General features: G+C 62.5%; 18 protein-coding genes. 5 read left to right on the top strand and 13 right to left on the bottom strand.

Features of this window, described 5'->3' with window-relative positions; genetic code table 11:
* Positions 1–167: 167 nt before the first annotated feature.
* On the bottom strand, positions 168–2,216 hold the full coding sequence (locus B9A31_RS13115) for a TonB-dependent receptor (protein ID WP_084297052.1): 2,049 nt from the start codon (positions 2,214–2,216) through the stop codon (positions 168–170).
* Positions 2,217–2,380: 164 nt separating this feature from the next.
* Here B9A31_RS13115 and B9A31_RS13110 point away from each other — a divergent pair, with 164 nt between their 5' ends.
* Positions 2,381–2,602, top strand: a complete 222-nt coding sequence (locus B9A31_RS13110; RefSeq protein WP_016713714.1) for a VF530 family protein — start codon at positions 2,381–2,383, stop codon at positions 2,600–2,602.
* A 1-nt stretch (position 2,603) separates the two neighbouring features.
* Positions 2,604–3,239: a Pr6Pr family membrane protein gene (locus B9A31_RS13105; protein ID WP_025754582.1), complete on the top strand. Its 636-nt coding sequence runs from the start codon at positions 2,604–2,606 to the stop codon at positions 3,237–3,239.
* A gap of 58 nt (positions 3,240–3,297) precedes the next feature.
* Here B9A31_RS13105 and B9A31_RS13100 read toward each other — a convergent pair whose 3' ends face one another.
* From B9A31_RS13100 to B9A31_RS13090, 3 genes are all read right to left on the bottom strand, one after another.
* Positions 3,298–4,059, bottom strand: a complete 762-nt coding sequence (locus tag B9A31_RS13100) for a siderophore-interacting protein (protein WP_019097217.1) — start codon at positions 4,057–4,059, stop codon at positions 3,298–3,300.
* Complete coding sequence (locus B9A31_RS13095; protein WP_027615414.1) at positions 4,052–4,597, bottom strand: PadR family transcriptional regulator; 546 nt, start codon at positions 4,595–4,597, stop codon at positions 4,052–4,054. Before B9A31_RS13095 ends, B9A31_RS13100 begins: the two co-directional genes overlap by 8 nt.
* Before the next feature lie 89 nt (positions 4,598–4,686).
* Positions 4,687–7,833 carry a transglycosylase domain-containing protein gene (locus B9A31_RS13090; protein ID WP_027615415.1) on the bottom strand — a complete coding sequence of 1,049 codons (3,147 nt, stop codon included), beginning with the start codon at positions 7,831–7,833 and terminating at the stop codon, positions 4,687–4,689.
* Positions 7,834–8,225: 392 nt separating this feature from the next.
* Here B9A31_RS13090 and B9A31_RS13085 point away from each other — a divergent pair, with 392 nt between their 5' ends.
* Positions 8,226–9,644: an amino acid permease gene (locus tag B9A31_RS13085; protein WP_016713719.1), complete on the top strand. Its 1,419-nt coding sequence runs from the start codon at positions 8,226–8,228 to the stop codon at positions 9,642–9,644.
* 40 nt (positions 9,645–9,684) lie between these two features.
* Here the strand turns inward: B9A31_RS13085 and B9A31_RS13080 are convergent, their stop codons facing one another.
* Positions 9,685–11,304, bottom strand: coding sequence for an FMN-binding glutamate synthase family protein (locus B9A31_RS13080; RefSeq protein ID WP_019097214.1), 1,620 nt, complete (start codon positions 11,302–11,304; stop codon positions 9,685–9,687).
* Positions 11,305–11,545: 241 nt separating this feature from the next.
* On the opposite strand from B9A31_RS13080, the gene B9A31_RS13075 reads away from it, so the two are divergent.
* Entirely contained in the window at positions 11,546–11,959 is a 414-nt protein-coding gene (locus B9A31_RS13075; RefSeq protein WP_084297051.1) for an NUDIX hydrolase, read from the top strand.
* Here the strand turns inward: B9A31_RS13075 and metR are convergent.
* Complete coding sequence (gene metR / locus B9A31_RS13070) at positions 11,943–12,860, bottom strand: transcriptional regulator MetR (protein ID WP_019097212.1); 918 nt, start codon at positions 12,858–12,860, stop codon at positions 11,943–11,945. The two genes, B9A31_RS13075 and metR, sit on opposite strands and share 17 nt — an antisense overlap.
* A 196-nt stretch (positions 12,861–13,056) precedes the next feature.
* On the opposite strand from metR, the gene B9A31_RS13065 reads away from it, so the two are divergent.
* Complete coding sequence (locus tag B9A31_RS13065) at positions 13,057–14,052, top strand: alpha/beta fold hydrolase (protein ID WP_084297050.1); 996 nt, start codon at positions 13,057–13,059, stop codon at positions 14,050–14,052.
* An 18-nt stretch (positions 14,053–14,070) separates the two neighbouring features.
* On the opposite strand, the gene B9A31_RS13060 is transcribed toward B9A31_RS13065, so the two are convergent.
* The 7 genes from B9A31_RS13060 to B9A31_RS13030 all read right to left on the bottom strand — a co-directional run bounded on the left by B9A31_RS13060 (position 14,071) and on the right by B9A31_RS13030 (position 20,949).
* Positions 14,071–14,406 carry a GlpM family protein gene (locus B9A31_RS13060; RefSeq protein ID WP_084297049.1) on the bottom strand — a complete coding sequence of 112 codons (336 nt, stop codon included), beginning with the start codon at positions 14,404–14,406 and terminating at the stop codon, positions 14,071–14,073.
* Positions 14,407–14,431: 25 nt separating this feature from the next.
* Positions 14,432–15,760 (bottom strand): two-component response regulator AauR, encoded by a 1,329-nt coding sequence (locus tag B9A31_RS13055; protein ID WP_019096547.1) that lies wholly within the window; start codon positions 15,758–15,760, stop codon positions 14,432–14,434.
* On the bottom strand, positions 15,757–17,661 hold the full coding sequence (locus tag B9A31_RS13050; protein ID WP_025754577.1) for a two-component sensor histidine kinase AauS: 1,905 nt from the start codon (positions 17,659–17,661) through the stop codon (positions 15,757–15,759). Before B9A31_RS13050 ends, B9A31_RS13055 begins: the two co-directional genes overlap by 4 nt.
* A gap of 73 nt (positions 17,662–17,734) precedes the next feature.
* Positions 17,735–18,469, bottom strand: coding sequence for an amino acid ABC transporter ATP-binding protein (locus B9A31_RS13045; RefSeq protein ID WP_003258023.1), 735 nt, complete (start codon positions 18,467–18,469; stop codon positions 17,735–17,737).
* Entirely contained in the window at positions 18,466–19,137 is a 672-nt protein-coding gene (locus B9A31_RS13040) for an amino acid ABC transporter permease (protein WP_019096549.1), read from the bottom strand. Before B9A31_RS13040 ends, B9A31_RS13045 begins: the two co-directional genes overlap by 4 nt.
* A complete protein-coding gene (locus tag B9A31_RS13035) occupies positions 19,138–19,884 on the bottom strand; it encodes an amino acid ABC transporter permease (RefSeq protein WP_084297048.1) in 747 nt (248 codons plus the stop codon). It abuts the gene before it with no gap.
* A gap of 147 nt (positions 19,885–20,031) precedes the next feature.
* Positions 20,032–20,949, bottom strand: a complete 918-nt coding sequence (locus tag B9A31_RS13030; protein WP_016713730.1) for a glutamate/aspartate ABC transporter substrate-binding protein — start codon at positions 20,947–20,949, stop codon at positions 20,032–20,034.
* Positions 20,950–21,009: the final 60 nt, after the last annotated feature.

Genomic DNA, 21,009 nt, shown 5'->3' with positions numbered 1-21,009 from the left:
GCGGGCCCTTCAATGGATATGGCGACAAGAGGGTTTCGATGAAGCGTTTCAGCTTGGGGCGAGGAGGATATAGGGGAAGCTGTAAGAAAAAAAGACAAAATGTCGCAGGGCATTATTGTTTGTCTGGTAACAATGGCCTGTAGGGGGCGCAAAGCGCCCCCGCGATTTCAGAAGGTAGTACGCAGGCCGACTTCCACACTGCGCCCGGGGGCCGGGGCAATATCGCGCAGAATAGAGCTGGCATAACGCACAGTCTGGTCGGTCAGGTTTTCACCGCGCACAAACGCCAGCCACTGGCTCTGGCCAACCTCGAAGCGGTATCCAACGCTTGCCCCCAGTGTGGTGTAGCCCTCGGTGCTGGTTTCGTTGGCCGGCTTGCGGTGTTGCGATGCCGCGTGTTGCACATCGACCCGTGCCTGCCAGCGGTCCAGTTCCCAGACCAGCCCGCTGTTCAGGCGCAGCGGGGCGATGCGTGGCAGCGGCTCGCCACTGTCGAGGTTCTTGGCTCGGGTGTAGTCGCCGGAGAGTTCCAGCGCGAAGCTGCCGTAACGGTTCTCGGCCAGTTGCCAGCGGTCCTGGGCTTCGATGCCATAGAAGCGCGCACGCACACCCTGGTACTGGTACTCCGGGAAGCCCTCGTGGTCATGATCGTGGTCGTGGTCATCCTCGTCGTGGTCGTGGTCATGCCCACCTTCGCGGGTGTTGCCGGTGCCGATCAATCCGATGTAGTTGCGGAAGTGGCTGTAGAACACCCCGAAACTGCCCTTGTGCGTGCCATTGTCGAAGCGTAGTGCCAAGTCGGCAGAAATGGCCTTTTCCTTGTTCAGGCTGGCATCGCCGACTTCAAAGGCGCCAGTGGCCACATGTGCGCCATTGGCATACAGCTCGTAGAACGTCGGAGCGCGTTCGGTGTAGCCGAGGTTGGCGGCCAGCGACCAGATCGGGTCAAGCTGGTACACCGCACCTGACGACAGGCTGAAGGCGTTGAAGCTGCTCGCGCTGTCGGCATCGACGAAGTTTTCGTTGCCTTTGGCGTCGGGGTCTACCCGGGTATGCTCCATGCGTGCACCCAGGCTCAGGTTCAGGCGCTCGGTGGCCTGCCACTGTTCGAGCATGAACAGCGCCAGGCTGTCGGTATCGGTGTGCGGTACAAAGGCTTCTTCGCCCAGGGCAGAGAACTCGTTGCGGCTGACCTGGGCGCCAATCACCCCTTCCACCGGCCCGAGCGGTTGGTGGCGGGCTTCGATGCGCGCTTCGTAGCCTTTGTTCTTGAAGGTGGTGTGCACCTCGCCTTCTTCAATCTCCCTGTGTTTGTAGTCGGTGTAGCCGGCATCGACCTTGACCGAGCTGAACAGGCCGTCGAGGTCGCGTAGTTCGGAGGCGAAGGCGTAGTGGTCCTGCTTCATGTCCAGGCGCACGCCAGATTCGGCCACCGAGCCGTAGTTGCTGTCATAGCCGCTGTAGGACAGGCCAGCATAGCCGTGATCCCAATGGTACGCGCCACCGACCGCACCGCCATCCTGGCGACCGTCGCTGTTTTCCAGGCGGTGCTTGCTGCCGGGCTCGTCAGCGTCACGTACCTTGGAGCTGCGGGCGTAGCCGGGGATGCGCAGGTCGTTGAACTGGCGACTGTTGGCATCCAGGTGCAGGGCAAAGGCACCGTTACCGGCCTCCAGCTTGCCGGCGCTGCTGCGGGTGGTGTCGGCGCCGCCGTAGCGCAGCTCACCGGCACCGTGAATGCCCTCGATGGGCGCATCCGGGATGCGGTTGTCGAAGGTGTTGACCACACCGCCGATGGCGTTACCGCCGTACAGCAGGGCGGCAGGGCCACGGACGATCTCGACGCGGTCGACGGTGACCGGGTCCAGCGGTACGGCATGGTCGTAGGACAGCGACGAGGCATCCAGCGCGCCGACGCCATTGCGCAGGATACGAATGCGGTCGCCGTCCAGGCCACGAATCACCGGGCGGCTGGCACCCGGTCCGAACCAGGTGGAGGCGACACCAGGCTGTTTGTTCAGGGTTTCACCGAGGCTGCCGTGCTGTTGCTGCAACAGGTTGTCGCCTTCAAGCACGGTGCTGGGAGCGGCCAGCTGGCGATTGCCCAGCGGGTTGGCGGTGATGACCTGGGGTTCGAGTTCCACGGCCTGGCTGGGCGATGCCGCCAGCCAGAGCGCGACGGCAAGTGGGGAGAGGCGAAGCGGTGTGTACAGCATGGGGATGGGGCGTTCCTTGGCAGAGGCTTTTGTAATGTTACAACATAACATATCTATTTCAGCACAGAGGTTTTGCCCATTGCCAGCGGTTTTTCTGTCGAGTCGACTGATCCCACCCACCACTACACTCGTGTAAGGTGCGCATCTTTCCTACGGAGCACAGCATGAGCACGGCCCAACACAACGCGCTACACGGCAAGACCCTTGAGCAGATCCTTACCGAGCTGGTGGCGCACTACCAATGGCAGGGCCTGGCCGAACGCATCGATGTGCGCTGCTTCAAGAGCAACCCGACCATCAAGTCGAGCCTGACCTTCTTGCGCAAGACACCGTGGGCGCGGGAAAAGGTCGAGCAGCTGTATGTGAAAATGCAGCGACAGGCCTGACATGCCACAGCGTCCTTGGCTGACCGGTATGGCTGTACTGGGCTGGTTCGGTCTGACTGTGCAGGTGTACCTGGTGCTGGTGGCGCGTTGGCAGGAACAGGCCAGCCTGATTGGCGGCCTGATCAACGTGTTCGGGTACTTCACCGTGCTGAGCAATACCTTGGTGGCGACGGTGCTCAGTTATGCGGCGTTTGGGCGGGAAGGGCGTGCCAAGTGTTTTTTCCTGTCTCCTTCGGTGAGTTCCGCGATCGCTGCCAGTATCGTGCTGGTGGCACTGGCCTACAGCGTGCTGCTGCGCCACTTGTGGCAACCGCAGGGTTGGCAGTGGCTGGCGGATGAACTGCTGCACGACGTGATGCCCGTGCTGTATGCCTTGTATTGGTGGTGCGAGGTGCGCAAGGGCACGTTGCGGCTATGGCACCTGGCGGTCTGGGCGATATACCCGGTGGTGTACTTTGCCTATGCGCTGTGGCGGGGGAGCGAGATTGGCGTGTATGCCTACCCGTTCATCGATGTGGCGAGCCTTGGGTATGGGCAGGTGATGCTCAATGCCTTGGGGGTGCTGGCGGGGTTCTGGGGGATTGGTCTTGTTTTGCTGGGGCTGGATCTGTGGCGCGGGAAGCATAAGTTTGCTTAGCCTGTCCCGGCCTCTTCGCGGGCTTGCCCGCGAAGAGGCCGGGCCTGGAAACGACAGTTTATTCGTCGTCCGCAGTCCCGTCGGCACGCCAGTAGGCCGCAGCCTTCAGCGCATCTTCCGGCACGCCTTTCTCCAGCAGCAGCGCCTTGGCCTGGCGGGTCAGGCCTTTTTCCAGCGCCACCCAGCCATACAACCGGCCTTGCGGCAAGGTCAGGTTCTTCACCAGTGCCAGCAAATCTTCCTGCTGGCGGCGCACCCAGATCACTTCAACTTGAGCCTTGCTCGGCAGTGGCTGGCGCTCCTGCTCATCTTCGATCTGGATCACCGCCAGCACCTGGCGGCCCGCCGGCAACTCTTCCAGCCGACGGCCAATTGCCGGAATGGCCGTTTCGTCACCAATCAGCAAATAGCTGTCGAACATGTCCGGCACCACCATCGACGCCCGTGGCCCGGCGATATCCAGCGTGTGCCCCGGCGCGGCCTGCGCAGCCCAGGTGGAGGCAGGGCCGTCACCGTGCAGTACAAAGTCGATATCCAGCTCATTGGCCACCAGGTCGATACGCCGTGGTGTGTACTCGCGCATGGTGGGCCGTGCACCACCGTCACGCCCCAGATTACGGGCCTCGATAGCCTGCTGTTGTTCTGGCGTTTCGGCGAACAGCAGCTTGATATGGTCGTCGCTGCCCACGCTGGTGAAGCCTTGCAGCTCGGTACCTCCCAGGGTGATGCGGCGCATGCGTGGGGTAAGGTCGGTGACCCGCAGTACCTGCAGGCGGCGTTGGCGGATCTCATGGTTGACGCGGTGGATGGTGTCACTCATGGGGAGTCTCCCAGACAGGTTCGGCCGGCCCGGAGGCAATGGCCTTGGCGGTATGGTTGAGCAGGTCGCGAACCCGTTCGATTTCTTCCGGTGTCCAGCGGCCGCTGTGCATGTGCAGTGCGTGGCGCAGGTTGCCGACCGCTTCGTGAATTTCTGGCGGGCGGTCATGGCCGCGCAGGGCGCGTTTGCTGACTTCGATGCGCATACGCACGCCGTCCAGAGCGACAGCTTGCTCGGCCAGCGCATGGCGGCCGGCATCAGTGATGGCATAGAGGCGTTTGCTGCCCTGTATCTGGCCGCTGATCAGCTCGGCTTCTTCAAGGAAGTTCAGCGTGGGGTAGATCACCCCGGGGCTTGGGCTGTAGCTGCCGTCGAACAGGTTTTCGATCTGTCGGATCAGGTCGTAACCGTGGCCGGGCTGTTCGGCCAGCAAGTCGAGCATCAATAGCTTGAGGTCACCGGGGGCGAAGACGCGTGGGCCGCGCTCGCCACGGCCGGGGCGCCGTTCGAAGGGATCATGAGGGGTGTGTTCGCGCATGGGAACAGGGCTCCGTCGTTTGCGATATATCGTAAGATATTACTCAAGATATATCTAAACACAAGCCCGTTAATGCAGATGATTATCATCTATTTATTCGATACGTCCCCTGCTGCTGGTGTGTGCACGGCAACCTGTGGTGGCTTGCACTCGTTTGGATTGCCCGGCTGCAGGTACGGCATGAGGATCGGGGCCATGCCCTTGAGCACCTGCACGGGCAGCGCCGAGGTGAATTTGAACGCCTCTGCCGAGCGCCCCGGGACGAAGGCGGTGAGGGTGCCGAAGTGGTTGTCGCCCAGGAAGAACACGAAGGTGGCGGTACGGTTCAGCGAGCGCGAGCCAATCAACCGACCGCCGGCGCCGAAGCTTTCGATGCGGTTGTCACCGGTACCGGTCTTGCCACCCATCACCAATGGTGTGCCGTCCTGCAGCTTGAAGCTGCCGGAAATACGCCGCGCAGTACCTGCGTCTACCACTTGCGACATGGCGCCTTTCAGGGCACGCGCGACTTCGACCGGCAGAATCCGCACGCCCCGGTCAGGGTCGGTGATCAGCTTGGTTTCGTAAGGTGTGTTGGCTGCAAAGTGCAGGGTATCGATACGCAAGGTTGGCAGGCGAACGCCGTCGTTCTGGATGATACCGACCAGTTCGGAAAGGGCAGCAGGGCGGTCGCCCGAGCTGCCGATGGCAGTGGCCAGCGAAGGCACCAGGTGGTCGAATGGATAGCCCACACGCTTCCAGCGCTGGTGGATGTCGAGGAAGGCTTCGATCTCGACCATGGTGCGGATGCGGCTATCGCGGGCGCCTTGGTGGCGACTCTTGAACAACCAGCCGTATACCTCCTGGCGCTCGAAGCGGCTGGCGTTGACCATCTCGGTCAGGGTCGAGCTGGGGTTCTTCAGCAAGTACCCGAGCAGCCACAGGTCGAGCGGGTGGACCTTGGCGATGTAGCCTTGATCAGGCAGGTCGTACTTGCCTGGGCCGTAGGCATCGTACATTTCCGACAGGCGACCGTCGGTCAGCTTGCCCAAGGCAATCTTGTCGCCCTTGAGATGGGCACGGACGAAAGCATTGAAGGTTTCCTGGCCGGCTTCGGGGAACAGGTAGCGGTGCACCGCTGCCAGCCGCTGCGGCGTCACGCGCATGCTGTCGAGGAAGGTGTCCAGGCGCTGCTGCGAGGTCTTGCGTTGGTATTTCTTCCAGAAGCGCATCAGGTAATTGGTGCCTTCCTTGTCGGCGAAGCGGGCCAGGTATTCCTGGCGGCGCGGGTCGGCGTCGTCCTTTAGCAGCGGCACGCGGTTGTACGGCTGCTGGTAGGTCACGTAGCGCACCAGGTCGCGCATCAGGCGGATGAACGGCAGGTTGATCGATTCGCGCAGGGCATCCTTGAGCGTCGGGTTGCGGTTGTTGTCTTCCTTGCGGAAGTTGTTGAACACATGCATGCCGCCGCCGGTGAAGAAGGCTTCACCGGTGTTGGCGGAATACTTGCGCTCCAGCGCCGCATCGAGCATGGCATCCAGGCTCTGGTTCTTGCTGTTTTGTGCAAGCCACTCCAGCGACCACTGGGTAATGCGGTCGAGTTCGGCGACTTCGACCTTTTTCAACTCGGCGGCGGGTTTGCCCGCGTACTTGTCGTGCAGCTGCGCGATGATTTCCAGGTAGGTGGTCAGTACCCGCAGCTTGGCGGTCGAGCCCAGCTCCAGCTTGCTGCCTTCGTTGATGTCGAAAGGCTGGTTGGTGCTATCGGTCTGCACACGCACCCGTGAGCCGTCGCCGGTGCGCTCGAACAGGGTAAAGCTGTAGCTCACCTGGTCGGTGGTCTTGCTGGTCAGCAGGCGCTCGCCGATCAGGCCGATCTGCGCCGCGAATTCGGGGTCGGCAAGGTTCTTCAGGTACTGGCTCACTTGCAACTGCAAATCCGCCTGCAAGGTGCTGGTGGCCGACAGGTCGAGGCGGTCGAGGTCGTACAAAGGGCGGTTGAGCATGGCGGCCAGGCGGTTGCGTGCCAGGCTGATGCCCTTGTTGGTCACAATCGGCACGATGGTCGGCTGCGCAACCCAGTCGCGGTACACCGCCTTGCTGGCCAGCGCGGCGTCGGCCAAGGGCTGCTCGATCACCTTGTTGGCGGCCAGCACGCGGATGTGCGAATCGGTCAGTTCTGCCAGCTCGACGCGGCCCTTGGACAGGTAATGCGAGGGGCGGCGCTGGGCAATCATCAGTGACAGTACCTGGCGCAGGGCCAGGCCGCGTGCGGCCATGCTCTCGGGGTCGCTGGCCGTGGAAGTCAGGGCCTGGTTGACCTGGTCGAAGTCGGCGCCGTACCACACCCGCAGGCCTTCGGCCATGCCATGCACTTCGCCATGCCCCGGTACAGCCGAGAGAGGCACGCTGTTGAGGTAGTCACGCACGATACGCTGACGAGCCTCAGTCGTGTCAGGGCCACCTTGGTAGGCGCGTACGCTGGCAGAAATCATCTGGCGGATTTTCTCGGCCCCCGAGACAGTCAGGCCGTCTGGGGAGTGACGGTATTTTTCCAGCTGCGTGGCCAAGGTACTGCCGCCAGCGGACTGGCCGGGCAAGGCCAGGTACTTGGCCACCTGGCTGTAGGCTGCCTTGGCAAAGCGTGGCCAGTCCACGGCCGGGTTGTTGCGCGGGTCCTGGGTGTCGAGCAGGTCGCGGTTCTCGATGAACAGCAGGCTGTTGACCATCACCGGCGGGATCGCTGCAAAATCAGGGTACAGGTGCTGCGGGTAGTTGTACTGGTACAGGGTGTCGCCACGGCAGTCGGTGATCGACAGGCCGGCCTGGATTTTCTCGATGTAAGGCACGAACAGCCCGTGTTCGACGTAGTTCATCAACGCTGGCGAGAACTTCACCTGCTCGCTGATCAGGTAGTCGCGCTTGAGCAGGCGTGGCAAGAACTCGCCCATCGCGCTGTAGCCCAGGCGTTTGTCGAACGGCCCTTCACCCGGGTACACGATGGCATCGCTGGGGCCTGGCTGCAGCGAATAGGTCAGCGTGCCGGCCAGTTTGCTGAATTCTCGCGATTGCAGCTCGGACGTGCGGAATTCGTCATACGCCGCAAAGCCGATGGCAACCAGCGCCACCAGCAGAATAAGGATGATCAGCCGCCACCATAGCCGACGCTGACGGGGTGACTTGGGTTGTGGCGTCTCGGCCGGAGGTATCTCGGGTGCTTCCGTTCTGGTTGGTTCCGATTGCCACAGTGCGCCCATAGTCTTCTATCCGGCCAGGTATTTTCGTCTTGCTTGTCTGAAGCTTAGACGTTGAGCGGGTGAGGTGAAAAATTTGTAGGAAGGGAAGAAAGGCGAGGTAGGGCTATGCGGCTTTGGTGTGGGTTTCTTCGTACCGGGATGTTGCTATGGTGCTCGGGCGATCGTGATAAGTGTGACGCGATCCCGGGGTTCTCGCCAAATTTCTGCACATATACAGTGAAAACCCCTACAACGCTCTTCCTATACTGCTCGCCCCCTTCGACCTGCCGGGCGCTCTATTCCGGCATACGGGCCGGCCCACAAGGCCAGTCTGGCAAGCCAACGCCACGCCTATCGGCATGGCCGGTGCTGCACGAAGGTCAAATCCAATAACAAAATGAGGTTGTATTGCTATGCCAGTCGGCAACCACCCTGCCCACGGCCCTGCCACTGAAGGCGGCCCGCTCAAGCGTGAACTGGGCGAACGGCACATCCGTCTGATGGCGCTGGGCGCCTGTATCGGTGTCGGTCTTTTCCTGGGTTCGGCCAAGGCCATCGAAATGGCCGGCCCTGCGATCATGCTGTCCTACATCATCGGCGGCCTGGCCATCCTTGTGATCATGCGCGCCCTTGGTGAAATGGCCGTGCACAACCCTGTCGCCGGCTCCTTCAGCCGCTATGCCCAGGACTACCTCGGCCCTCTGGCGGGCTTCCTCACCGGTTGGAACTACTGGTTCCTGTGGCTGGTGACCTGCGTTGCCGAAATTACCGCAGTGGCCATCTATATGGGCATCTGGTTCCCCGACGTACCGCGCTGGATCTGGGCCCTGGCGGCGCTGGGCAGCATGGGCGCGGTCAACCTGGTAGCGGTGAAGGCTTTCGGTGAATTCGAGTTCTGGTTCGCCCTGATCAAGATCGTCACCATCATCGCCATGGTCCTGGGCGGTATCGGCATCATCGCCTTTGGTTTTGGCAATGACGGTGTGGCTATGGGCATTTCCAACCTGTGGAGCAACGGTGGCTTCATGCCCAATGGCGTGACCGGCGTGCTGATGTCGCTGCAGATGGTGATGTTCGCTTACCTGGGCGTGGAAATGATCGGCCTGACCGCCGGTGAAGCACGCAACCCGCAAAAGACCATCCCGCAGGCCATCGGCTCGGTGTTCTGGCGCATCCTGCTGTTCTACGTGGGCGCGTTGTTCGTGATCCTGTCGATCTACCCGTGGAACGAAATCGGCAGCCAGGGCAGCCCGTTCGTGATGACCTTCGAGCGCCTCGGTATCAAGACTGCGGCCGGCATCATCAACTTCGTGGTCATCACAGCGGCACTGTCGTCGTGCAACGGCGGCATCTTCAGCACCGGGCGCATGCTCTACAGCCTGGCGCAGAACGGCCAGGCCCCGGCGGCCTTCGCCCGTACTTCGAAGAATGGGGTACCGCGCAATGCGCTGCTGCTGTCGATCGGCGCGCTGTTGCTGGGTGTACTGGCCAACTATCTGGTGCCGGAAAAGGTCTTTGTCTGGGTCACCTCGATCGCTACCTTCGGCGCGATCTGGACCTGGGTGATGATTCTGCTCGCACAGCTCAAGTTCCGCGCAGGCCTTACCACCGCCGAGCGCAAGGCACTGAAGTACCGTATGTGGCTGTGGCCGCTGAGCTCCTACCTGGCGCTGGCGTTCCTGGTGCTGGTGGTTGGCTTGATGGCGTACTTCGAGGATACCCGTGTGGCCCTGTACATCGGCCCGGCGTTCCTGGTGCTGTTGACGGTGTTGTATTACGCGTTCCGCCTGGCGCCGAAAGAAGCTCAAGGTGTAGCAAATACCGCGTCCTGATCTGAAATAGCCGGGGCTGCGCAGCAGCCCCGGGGCTCTCTCAGGCAGCTACTTCACTGTGCGGTTCAAAACTGTCCGCCCGGGCCAGTTGCCACATGCGCGAATAGAACTGCCCGTTCACCTCGCCCGTCAGCAGCTCTCCTGGCTTCAAGAACACATGCATCTGCGAGAACAGCTTGATCTCGGTGGCCGAGATGCGCCGCACCAGGTGCTTGGCCTCCAGCTGCGCAGGGTGCTCCAGGCCTGCCGCCGCGAGCATTTCAGCCAGGGCACGCAGGGTGTTGTGGTGGAAGTTCAATACCCGCTGGGCCTTGTCCGGCACCACCAGCGCACGCTGGCGTAGTGGGTCTTGTGTCGCCACGCCGGTCGGGCACTTGTTGGTGTGGCAGCTCTGCGACTGAATACAACCGATGGCGAACATGAAGCCGCGTGCCGAGTTTGCCCAGTCAGCGCCAATCGCCAGTACGCTGGCGATGTCGAAGGCGCTGACAATCTTGCCGCTGGCCCCGAGCTTGATCTTGTCGCGCAAGTTAAGGCCCACCAGGGTGTTGTGCACGAACAGCAACCCTTCGCGTAGCGGCACGCCGATATGGTCGGTGAATTCCACCGGCGCCGCGCCGGTGCCGCCTTCCTTGCCATCGACAACAATGAAGTCGGGCAGGATGCCGGTTTCCAGCATGGCTTTGGCAATGCCCATGAACTCCCAAGGGTGGCCAAGGCAGAATTTGAAACCGACGGGTTTGCCACCGGACAATTCACGCAGCTGTGCGATGAACTGCATCATCTCGATTGGCGTAGAGAAAGCGCTGTGGCGCGACGGCGAGATGCAGTCCTCACCCATCAGCACGCCACGGGTCTCGGCGATTTCCTGGGTGACCTTGTGTTTGGGCAGAATGCCGCCATGGCCGGGTTTGGCGCCCTGGCTCATCTTGATCTCGATCATGCGAACCTGCGGGCTGCGCGCCTGGGCGGCGAAGCGTTCGGGGTCGAAGCGCCCGTCTGGCGTGCGGCAACCGAAGTAGCCACTGCCCAGTTCCCAGACCAGGTCGCCACCGTGCTCGCGGTGGTAAGGACTGATGCTGCCCTCCCCGGTGTCATGGTGGAAATTACCCAGCTTGGCACCCTGGTTGAGGGCGCGGATGGCGTTGGCGCTGAGCGAGCCGAAGCTCATTGCCGAAATGTTGAAAATCGACGCCGAGTACGGCTGGCTGCACTGCGGCCCGCCGACAATGACGCGGAAGCTGGACGGGTCGGCCAGCGGCGCCGGGCGCATGGAGTGGCCGATGAACTCGAAGCCGGACTCGTACACATCGATCAGGGTGCCGAATGGCTTGTCCGAGGCTTCGTTCTTCGCCCGGGCATACACCAGCGAACGCTGGGCACGGGAGAACGGCAAGGCGTCGCTGTCCGATTCCAGCAGGTACTGGCGGATTTCCGGGCGAATGGCTTCGACCAGGTAGCGGATGTTGCCCAGGATCGGGTAGTTGCGGCGCACCGCATGGCGTTGCTGCAGCAGGTCGAATATGCCGATCAGGCTGAGGATGCCAGTGGTCAGGGTGAACGGCCACAGCCATTCGTGGTGGGTGAAAGGCAGGCTCGCCAGGGTGAACAGCACACAGGCGGCGAAGAAGGCGTAGCGACTGAGAAGTGACAGGCTCATACGGGGTCCTTGCGATGGCGCGGTCAGGCTCAGGGCCTGGGGGCAAACCCCGACCATAGCCAAGTTGCGGGGCGCTGCAAATTAAAATCGGGGTAGCGAAAACCATTCTCGAATCGAGGGTATGACCACAGCCGGAACACATGCCCTGTGGCAGCAGCTGTCTTCTTGTGGGCGCTGGCCTTGTCAGGCCAATGATCCCCATGGGATCCTCCCCGGCCATTGTTTTCAGCGAGCTCTCCCCATGGCCAACATCATCCGCATCGCCGCTGCCTTGCTGATCGACCCCCAGGGCCGTACCTTGCTGGTGCGCAAGCGTGGCACCGAGGCCTTCATGCAGCCAGGTGGCAAGATCGATGCCGGTGAATCACCGGTGCAGGCGCTGGTGCGTGAACTGCATGAAGAGCTGGGGCTGAGCATCAACGCGGACCAGGCCGTGCACCTGGGCCGGTTCAGTGCCCCGGCCGCGAACGAACCAGGCTTCGAGGTGCAAGCCGAACTGTTCCGTGTCGACAGCGCCTCGCCGGTAACGCCGGCTGCGGAGATCGAAGAGGTGGTGTGGCTGGCTGCCGATCAGGCACCAGCCCTGCCGCTGGCGCCTTTGACCCGCGACCTGATACTGCCGCTGTACCGCCAGGCAGTCAGCGCACCGCGCTGACGCCGTCGAGCGTGGCGAACGAGGTATCTTTGGCGGTCAACAGGAAGTCGCGCATGTACGGCGCATCGAGCATGTCGGTGCGCACGGCAGCATATAGGGTGGCGAACAGGCCTTTTTCACCCAGGCGCTTGCCCTTTACATAGCCGCGCGAGCTGTATTCGTGCAGTGCCCAGTGCGGCATGCCGCAGACCCCACGGCCGCTGGCCACCAGTTGCATCATCATCACCGTCAGCTCCGACGTGCGCACGGCAGCCGGCTCGATGTCGGCCGGCTCCAGGAAGCGGGTGAAGATGTCCAGGCGGTCGCGCTCCACCGGGTAGGTGATCAGCGTCTGGTCGAGCAAGTCTTGCGGCACGATGTAGGGCTTGCTGGCCAGCGCGTGCTGGTTGGCCACGGCCAGCATCGCTTCGTACGTGAACAGCGGCACATACGTGATACCTGCCAGGTCCACCGGGTCGGAAGTCACCACCAGGTCCAGGTCGCCGCGTGCCAGTGCCGGCAGCGGGGCGAAGGCAAAGCCGGAGGCCAGGTCCAGCTCCACTTCCGGCCAAGCATCGCGGAACTGGTCGATGGTCGGCATCAGCCACTGGAAGCAGCTGTGGCATTCGATGGCCATGTGCAGGCGCCCGGCGGTGCCACCGGCCAGGCGCGCAATGTCGCGCTCGGCGCCGCGCAGCAGTGGCAGGGTGGCATCGGCCAGTTGCAGCAGGCGCAGCCCGGCACTGGTGAAGCGGATCGGCTTGGTCTTGCGCACGAACAGGGGCAGGCCCAGGCGCTCTTCCAGCTCCTTGAACTGATGCGACAGCGCCGACTGGGTCAGGTGCAGGCGCTCGGCGGCTTCCACCAAGCTGTCGGCTTCGCGCAGGGCATGAAGGGTTTTCAGGTGACGGATCTCCAGCACAGCTGACTCCGGTGTGTGGGATTGAAGAAGCAGGGAATGAGTTGAGTTTCTCTCATGTTGCCGTGCCTGTCGACTGGGCGTTCAGCCGCACCGCCTGGCGGGAGTCATGAAAATGTCACCGAACTGTGGCAGCGCGCCCGAACAGAATTCATCAGACTCGCGCTTTACTGGGGATCTGCATTCTGGTGTTTCTTTCATGCGGGCTTTTTGGCTTTTTCTTATCTTCCTTTTCAGCGTACCTGCCAGCTTCGCCGAACAGCGTTGTGACGCTCACGTACCGGTGCAGCGCGCCGAGCTGGGTGCGGTCAGCCTGGTGTACCAGAGCGTGGGCGCGCCGCGTGATCCGGCCTTGCTACTGGTCATGGGGCTGGGCGGGCAACTGATCCACTGGCCGGACGATGTGGTCGAGGCATTGTGTCGCCAAGGTTTCAGGGTTATCCGCTACGACAACCGCGATGTCGGGCTGTCACGCTGGAACCAGGTGCCGCCGTCGGCAAACCTGACGGTGGAGCTGCTGCGTTACAAGCTGGGCTTGCCAGTGGCGGCGCCTTATACGCTGACCGACATGGCAGACGATGGCTTACGCCTGATGGACGCCTTGGGGGTGCGCCAGTTTCATGTACTGGGCGTGAGCATGGGCGGCATGATCGCCCAGCACCTGGCAGCCATGGCTCCCGAGCGCGTGCGCAGCCTGACGTTGGTCATGTCCAGTTCCGGGGCGGCGGGGTTGCCGGCGCCGGCCCCGGCGCTGGTACAGTTGCTGGCCCGGCGTAGCGCGCCAAACCGCGAGGTGGCCATCGAGCAGCAGGCCGACCTGCTGGCGGCGTTGGGCAGCCCAGAGGTGCGGGACGACCGCGCCGTGTTGCTGCACCAGGCAGCGGTGGCTTACGACCGGGCGTTCAACCCGGACGGGGCCAAGCGCCAGATCATGGCGATCCTGGCCGAGCCAAGCCGCGTCGAGCTATTGAACCAGTTGAGGGTGCCGACCCTGGTGGTGCACGGCACGGCTGACCCGTTGCTGCCGGTGATGCATGGTGTGCACCTGGCGGCGCATATTCAAGGCAGCCAGCTGCGCTTGATACCAGGGCTGGCACACCGCTTCCAGGAGCCGTTCAAAGCGTCGCTGCTGGGGGCTGTGTTGCCTTATCTGCAAGCGCATCGGCAGGATGTCACGCATATCGCAGGGCTCTGAAACCCGCGCCGATATCAATCAGTGCATCCGCACCCACAAGGTCACCAGCACGGTCGCGGCCATCAGCCAGGCCACCGTGGCCAGTGCCAGCGCTGCCTCCAGGCGCAGGCGGTCAACCAATACATACAGGGTCGCCAGGTACACGAAATACGGAATGATCGACCACATGCCGAACAGGATGGTGGTCTTCAGGTCGGCAATGCTGCGCCCCTTGCCAACAATGTAATGGGCAATCAGGGCAAAAGTGGGGAACAGCGGCACCAGCCCGGCGATGTAATAGTTACGCGTCTTTGACAGCACCGCCAGCAGCAGTACCACACCAGCGCCCAAGGCCGCTTTGAATACCAGATCCACGTTGTTATTCCAGTTTGGGTTGAGGTCAGCCGAGGCCGTATTTCTTCACTTTGTCGAACAACGTGGTCTTGGCCATGCCCAGCTCCTGGCTGGCTTGGCTCAGGTTGCCCCCGGTGCGTTGCAGGGCGTCGCTGAGCAGGTTGCGTTCAAACGCTTCCACCGCCTCGGCAAAGCCCAAACCTTGGCTGGCGCCACCGCTGGGGCCTTTCTTGAACGCCGGCAGGCCAAGCGCATAGCGTTCGGCCACGTTGCGCAACTCGCGCACATTGCCCGGCCAATCGTGGGCCATCAGGCGCGACAAGGTCTGACTGTCCAGCGTCGGGGTTTCCCGGTCGAAGCGCAAGGCCGACTGCTGGAGGAAGTGTTCGAACAGTTGCAGGATGTCTTCGCGGCGCTCGCGCAGTGGCGGCAGTTCCAGGGTGACCACGTTCAGCCGGTAATACAGGTCGCTGCGGAACTGGCCGCTCTGGCCCATGCTGTCGAGGTCGGCCTTGGTCGCGGCAATTACCCGGCAATCCACCGGGATGCTCTGGTTAGAGCCCAATCGTTCCAGGGTACGTTCCTGCAGCACGCGCAGCAGCTTGATCTGCAGGTTGATCGGCATGCTCTCGACTTCATCGAGGAACAGCGTGCCGCCGTTGGCGTGCTCGATCTTGCCGATGCGGCGTTTGCCGGCGCCGGTGAAGGCGTTGGCCTCATGGCCAAAAATCTCGCTTTCGAACAGGTTTTCCGGCAGGCCGCCACAGTTCAGCGCCACGAACGGTTGGCTCTGGCGGCGGCTGAAGTCGTGCAGGCAGCGTGCGACCAGCTCTTTCCCGGTACCGGTTTCGCCTTCGATCAGCACGTTGGCTGAGGTATCGGCGACGTTGGCGATCAGTTCGCGCAAGTGCTCCATGGCGGGGGAACGGCCAATGATGCGGCCCTCAAGGCTGCTCTGTCCGGCCAGTTGGCGCCGTAGGGCCACCACTTCTCGCGACAGCCCGCGTTGCTCCAGTGCGCGGCGCACCACATCGACCAGGCGCTCGGGGGAGAACGGTTTTTCCATGAAGTCGTAGGCGCCGTTACGCATGGCGCCGACGGCCATGTCGATATCGCCATGGCCGGTGATCAGCACCACCGGCAGGCTGCGATCACGGGCCTTCAGGCGGTTGAGCAGTTCCAGGCCGTCAATGCCCGGTAGGCGGATGTCACTGACGACAATGCCGGCGAAATCGTCGCCGATGCGTTCCAGCGCCTGTTCGGCGCTGCCCACGCCTTCGCAGGCGATATCTTCCAGCGCCAGCGCCTGCTGGCAGCCGAGCAGCACATGCGGGTCGTCTTCGACGATCAGTACGGTAAGAGGCGCTTGGTTCATGGGTGCTCTGCCGATTCACTAGGGGGAGAAACCAGGGGCAAGGCCAGGACGAAGGCCGTGCCGCCAGTGGCGGGGTGCTCGACGTTGAGGCTGCCCTTGGCGGCGGCGGCAAGGCTCGCCGACAAGGTCAGGCCCAGGCCCAGGCCATGTTCGCCCGGTTTGGTGGTGAAGAAAGGTTCGAACAGGTGCTTGCGCGCCTCGGCATCGATGCCGTGGCCATTGTCGCGCACCTGCAAGCGGTACTTGTCGCCCTGCAGTTCGCCTTCCAGCCATAGCTCGGGCAGCGGTTGCGCGGCCATGGCATCAAGCGCGTTGCCGATCAGGTTGACCAGAATCTGTTCGAGGCGCGTCTGGTCGATAGCCAGCTGCTGGTCGTCGAACTGGTGGTGCAACTGCAAATGGCAGGCGCTGATGCGGTTGGCCAATACTTGCAAGGTCGCCTCCACCGCCTTGGCCAGCGAGGCCTGGCCGCTGTCATCGCCGCGCCGGGCGAAGGAGCGCAGGCTGGCGGTGATGCGGCCCATGCGGTCAATCAGGTCGTTCATGGTGCGCAGGTTGGTGCTGGCGGTTTCCAGTGCCCCACGTTCGAGGAAACGCACCGTGTTGCCAGACAAGGTGCGCAACGCGGCCAGCGGCTGGTTCAGCTCATGGGCGATACTGGTGGACATTTGCCCGATGGCCGCCAGCTTACCGGCCTGCACCAACTCATCCTGGGCGTGGCGCAAGGTTTGCTCGGCATGCCGGCGCTCGCGAATTTGCCCCTTCAGGCGTTCGTTGCTGGCACGCAGGTCGGCGGTGCGCTCGGCAATCCGCCGCTCCAGCTGGCTATTCGCTTCCTCAAGGGCTTCACGGGCTGCCAGGCGGGTGGCGATGACCTTGCGTCGCTCGTTCCAGGCGATGCCGAGGATCGCCAGCAAGGCGAACGCCACGCCCACCAGGATGCCCTGCACCATGGACTCGCGGCGCAGGTCCTGCAGCGGGGTCAGCAGGGTGAAATGCCAGGGTGTATCCACCAGGCGACGGGTCTGCGCCAGGTAGGCAACCTCGTGGGGTTTGCCTTTTGCGGTTTCGCTGTTGGCCGGGAAGGTCAGTTTTTCCACGCCATCGGCCAGGGTTTCCCGGGCCAGTGGCTGCAACTCGTTCAGCGGCCACCAGTAGTATTGCAGGCTGCGCGCCAGGCGCTCCTTGATTTGCGGGGTCAGCGGGCGCACCGATTTCAGGCGTCGGGCCGGGTCGCTGGAAAGGATGATGATGCCGTTCTCGTCACTGACGAACGCCTCCAGACGGGCACGTTGCCAGCGCTCCTCGAGCGTGTCCAGGCGCACCTTGATCACGGCCACGCCGATGATCTTGCCGTGCTCCTCCAGGCCATGAGCCAGGTAGTAGCCAGCCTCGCCGGTGGTGCTGCCGATGCCATAGAAACGCCCAGGCTCACCGCGCACGGCTGTCTGGAAGTAGGCGCGGAACGACAGGTCTTCACCCAGGAACGAGTCGGCGTCGCGCCAGTTGCTGGTGGCCTGTACCCGGCCATTGGTATCGAGAACGAAGATGGCCCGGCTGCGGCTGCGCCGGTTCAGGCCCTCAAGGTATTCGTTTACCGTTTGCCGTGAGCCGCCGTCCGGGTCGGTGAGCAGGTGCGAGACGCTGTCTTCCAGCTCCAGCAGGCTCGGCAGATAGGTGTACTTGCTGATTTCGCTTTCGACCGTGCGCGCGTGCAGCTCCAGCTGGCGCTCACCGTTTTCGCTGAGGGTGCGAATGCCGTTGCTTTCGCTGATCAGGTAGCCAGCCATTCCCAGGCCGACCATCAGCAGGATGATCAGGGGCGGCAACAGCAATTGGCGGAGCAGGCGGGAATTCACGGCAGGCTTGGCAGGGAGAAGAAGCGAAGGGTCGCATTTCATCACAGTGGCCTTGTCACGACCAGCGCCAACTGCCCGAAAGGGCAGCGGCGCCGACCGGTTCTGTGAAGCAAAATCAGTGTTGCAGGATCTTGCTGAGGAAGTGCTGGGTACGCTCGTGGCGGGCCGACGGGTTGCCGAAGAAGTCTTCCTTCTGGCAGTCCTCGATGATGTTGCCCTTGTCCATGAAGATGACGCGGTTGGCCACTTTGCGGGCGAAGCCCATTTCGTGGGTCACGCACATCATGGTCATGCCTTCGTGGGCCAGCTCCACCATGACGTCCAGTACTTCATTGACCATTTCCGGGTCCAGCGCCGAGGTCGGTTCGTCGAACAGCATGACGATCGGGTCCATCGACAGGGCGCGGGCGATGGCCACACGCTGCTGCTGGCCACCGGAAAGCTGGCCGGGGTGTTTCTTGGCGTGGGCACCGAGGCCGACGCGGTCGAGCAGGGCCAGGCCCTTCTTGGTCGCTTCCGCTTCGCTGCGACCGAGCACCTTGCGCTGGGCAATGGTCAGGTTCTCGGTGATGGACAGGTGCGGGAACAGCTCGAAGTGCTGGAACACCATGCCAACCCGGGAGCGCAGCTTGGGCAGGTTGGTCTTCGGGTCGGCAATCGAGGTGCCATCGACCACGATGTCACCTTTCTGGAAGGGTTCCAGGGCGTTTACGCACTTGATCAGGGTGGACTTGCCCGAACCCGACGGGCCACACACCACCACTACTTCACCCTTCTTGACCTCGGTGCTGCAGTCGGTCAGTACCTGGAAGTCCCCGTACCACTTGTTGACGTTCTTGATGGAAATCATACGGTGATCCTTTTTTGCAGGCGCTTGACCAGCCACGAAGCGGAGAAGCTGATGAGGAAGTACACGACACCGGCGAAGATCAGGAACTCATGGGAGCGCCCTATGATGTCGCCGTTGGAACGTGCCGAGTTGAGGAAGTCCACCAGGCCCACGGTGTACACCAGCGAGGTGTCCTGGAACAGAATGATGCTCTGCTGCAGCAGCAGCGGGGTCATCTTGCGGAAGGCCTGGGGCAGGATGATCAGGCGCATGGTCTGGCCGTAGGTCATGCCCAGGGCCTGGGCTGCGCCCATCTGGCCCTTGGAAATCGACTGCACGCCGGCGCGGACGATTTCGCAGAAGTACGCGGCCTCGAACATCATGAACGCCACCACGCACGAGGTGAAGGCACCCACCGGGGTGTCCTCGCCGGTGATCCAGCGCAGCACGAACGGCACCGCCAGATAGAACCAGGTGATCACCAGCAGCAGCGGGATGGAACGGAAGTAGTTGACGTAGGCGCCGGCCACGTTCGACAGCAGCTTGTTCGACGACAGGCGCATCAGCGCCAGCAGGGTGCCCAGCACGATGCCGCCGACCACGCCCATGACCATCAGTTGCAGGGTCATGACCATGCCTTCCCACAGGGCAGGCAGGGCCGGGATGATTTCGCTGAAATCCATGTCCATTTATTTGCCCCCTACGGAAATCAGGCCTGGCACCGAGACTTTCTTCTCGACCATGCGCATCAGCATCATGAGGCCCATGTTCAGGGTGAAGTAGATCAGCGTGGCCAGGGTAAAGGCCTCGAACAGGTTGGCCGAGAACTCGGCGGTTTGCTTGGTTTGTGCCAGCAGCTCCATCAGGCCGATCAGTGACGCCACTGAGGAGTTCTTGAACACGTTCAAGAATTCTGACGTGAGCGGCGGAATGATGATCCGGTAGGCTTGCGGCAGCAGCACGTTGGTGTAGATCTGCGGCAGGCTGAAGCCCATGGCACGGGCAGCGGCTTCCTGGCCGCGGGGCAGCGCCTGGATACCGGTACGTACCTGTTCACACACGCGGGCGGCGGTGAACAGGCCCAGGCAGATCACCACGCTGATCAGTGCCGAGGTCGTCGGGTTGAGGTCTTGCTTGAACCATTCCTGCAGGCCTTCGGGCAGCAGGTCCGGTACCAGGAAGTACCAGATGAACAGCTGCACCAGCAGCGGCACGTTGCGGAACAGCTCCACATAGGCGGTCGCGATACCGGATACCACGCGGTTCGGCACGGTACGCATCACACCGAGCACCGAGCCCAGCAGCAAGGCGATGATCCAGGCGGAAATGGCGATGGCGATGGTCCAGCCCAGACCGGTGACGTACCAGTCCAGATAAGTCTCGCTGCCCACGCCGGTGGACTTGAAGAACACGCCCCAGTCCCAGTTGTAATTCATCGGGATTTCCCCTCAGACGGTTGTTTCACGGGCACCTTCGAGCATCCGGGGGCGCTGGGCGCCCTCGGATGAAAGGGTAGACACTAATGTTGCGGCCTGTGGGTTCAATCGTGCGCGGATGCGCATCAGGCCACTAAACGCTGAGGATCAGGACTTCTTCTCGTCCGCTGCCTTGTCGGTCGGCTCGGCGATCAGTTTCTTCAGCTCTTCGCTCATCGGGAACTGCAGGTTCAGGCCCTTTGGCGGGATCGGCTGCTGGAACCACTTGTCGTAGCTCTTGTTGACTTCGCCCGACTTGAAGTAACCGACGATGGCGTCATCGACCGCTTTCTTGAAGGCTGCGTCATCCTTGCGCACCATGCAGCCGTAGATTTCGTACGACTGCGGGGTACCGGTGATGACCCAGTCCGACGGTTTGCGGGCCTTGGCCATTTCGCCGGCGAGCAGGGCGTCGTCCATCATGAAAGCCACGGCGCGGCCGCTTTCGAGCATGTTGAAGGCTTCACCGTGGTCCTTGGCGGAAATCACGTTCATCTTCATCTGCTTGTCGGCGTTCATCGCCTTGAGGATGCGTTCGGACGTGGTGCCCGCGGTGGTTACCACGTTCTTGCCGGCCAGGTCCGGGAAGTCTTTGTATGCCGGCTGACCGTCCTTGACCTTGGTCAGCAGGCGGGTACCGACTTCGAAGATGCCGACCGAGAAGCCGACTTGCTGCTGGCGCTCGACGTTGTTGGTGGTGGAACCGCACTCCAGGTCGACGGTGCCGTTCTGCACCAGCGGGATGCGGGTCTGGGAGGTGACCAGGTTGTAACGGACCTTGATGTCCGTACCCAGTTGCTTCTTCAGGGCGTCGACGACAGCCAGCTGGATGTCATGCGAGTAGCCCACGGGCTCGGGCTTGCCGGCCAGGTAGGAAAACGGGATGGAGGAGTCGCGGTGGCCCAGGGTGATGGTGCCCGATTCCTTGATCTTCTTCAGGGTGCCGGTCAGTTCTTCGGCCATGGCCGGCGAAGCGATCACAGCGGCCGCGATGGCGGCGCCCAGCAATTGACGAACGATGCGCATCAAATTTTCCTCGACGTGTTTGTTTTTTTTATGGAGCCGTTGGCGGACTCTTTCGTTCAA

It is taken from the genome of Pseudomonas sp. URIL14HWK12:I5 (genome assembly GCF_900176445.1).
In the GTDB taxonomy this organism is placed as follows: domain Bacteria; phylum Pseudomonadota; class Gammaproteobacteria; order Pseudomonadales; family Pseudomonadaceae; genus Aquipseudomonas; species Aquipseudomonas monteilii.
Note: the sequence above shows the minus strand (reverse complement) of the source record. Positions and strands in the feature narration are given on the sequence as shown.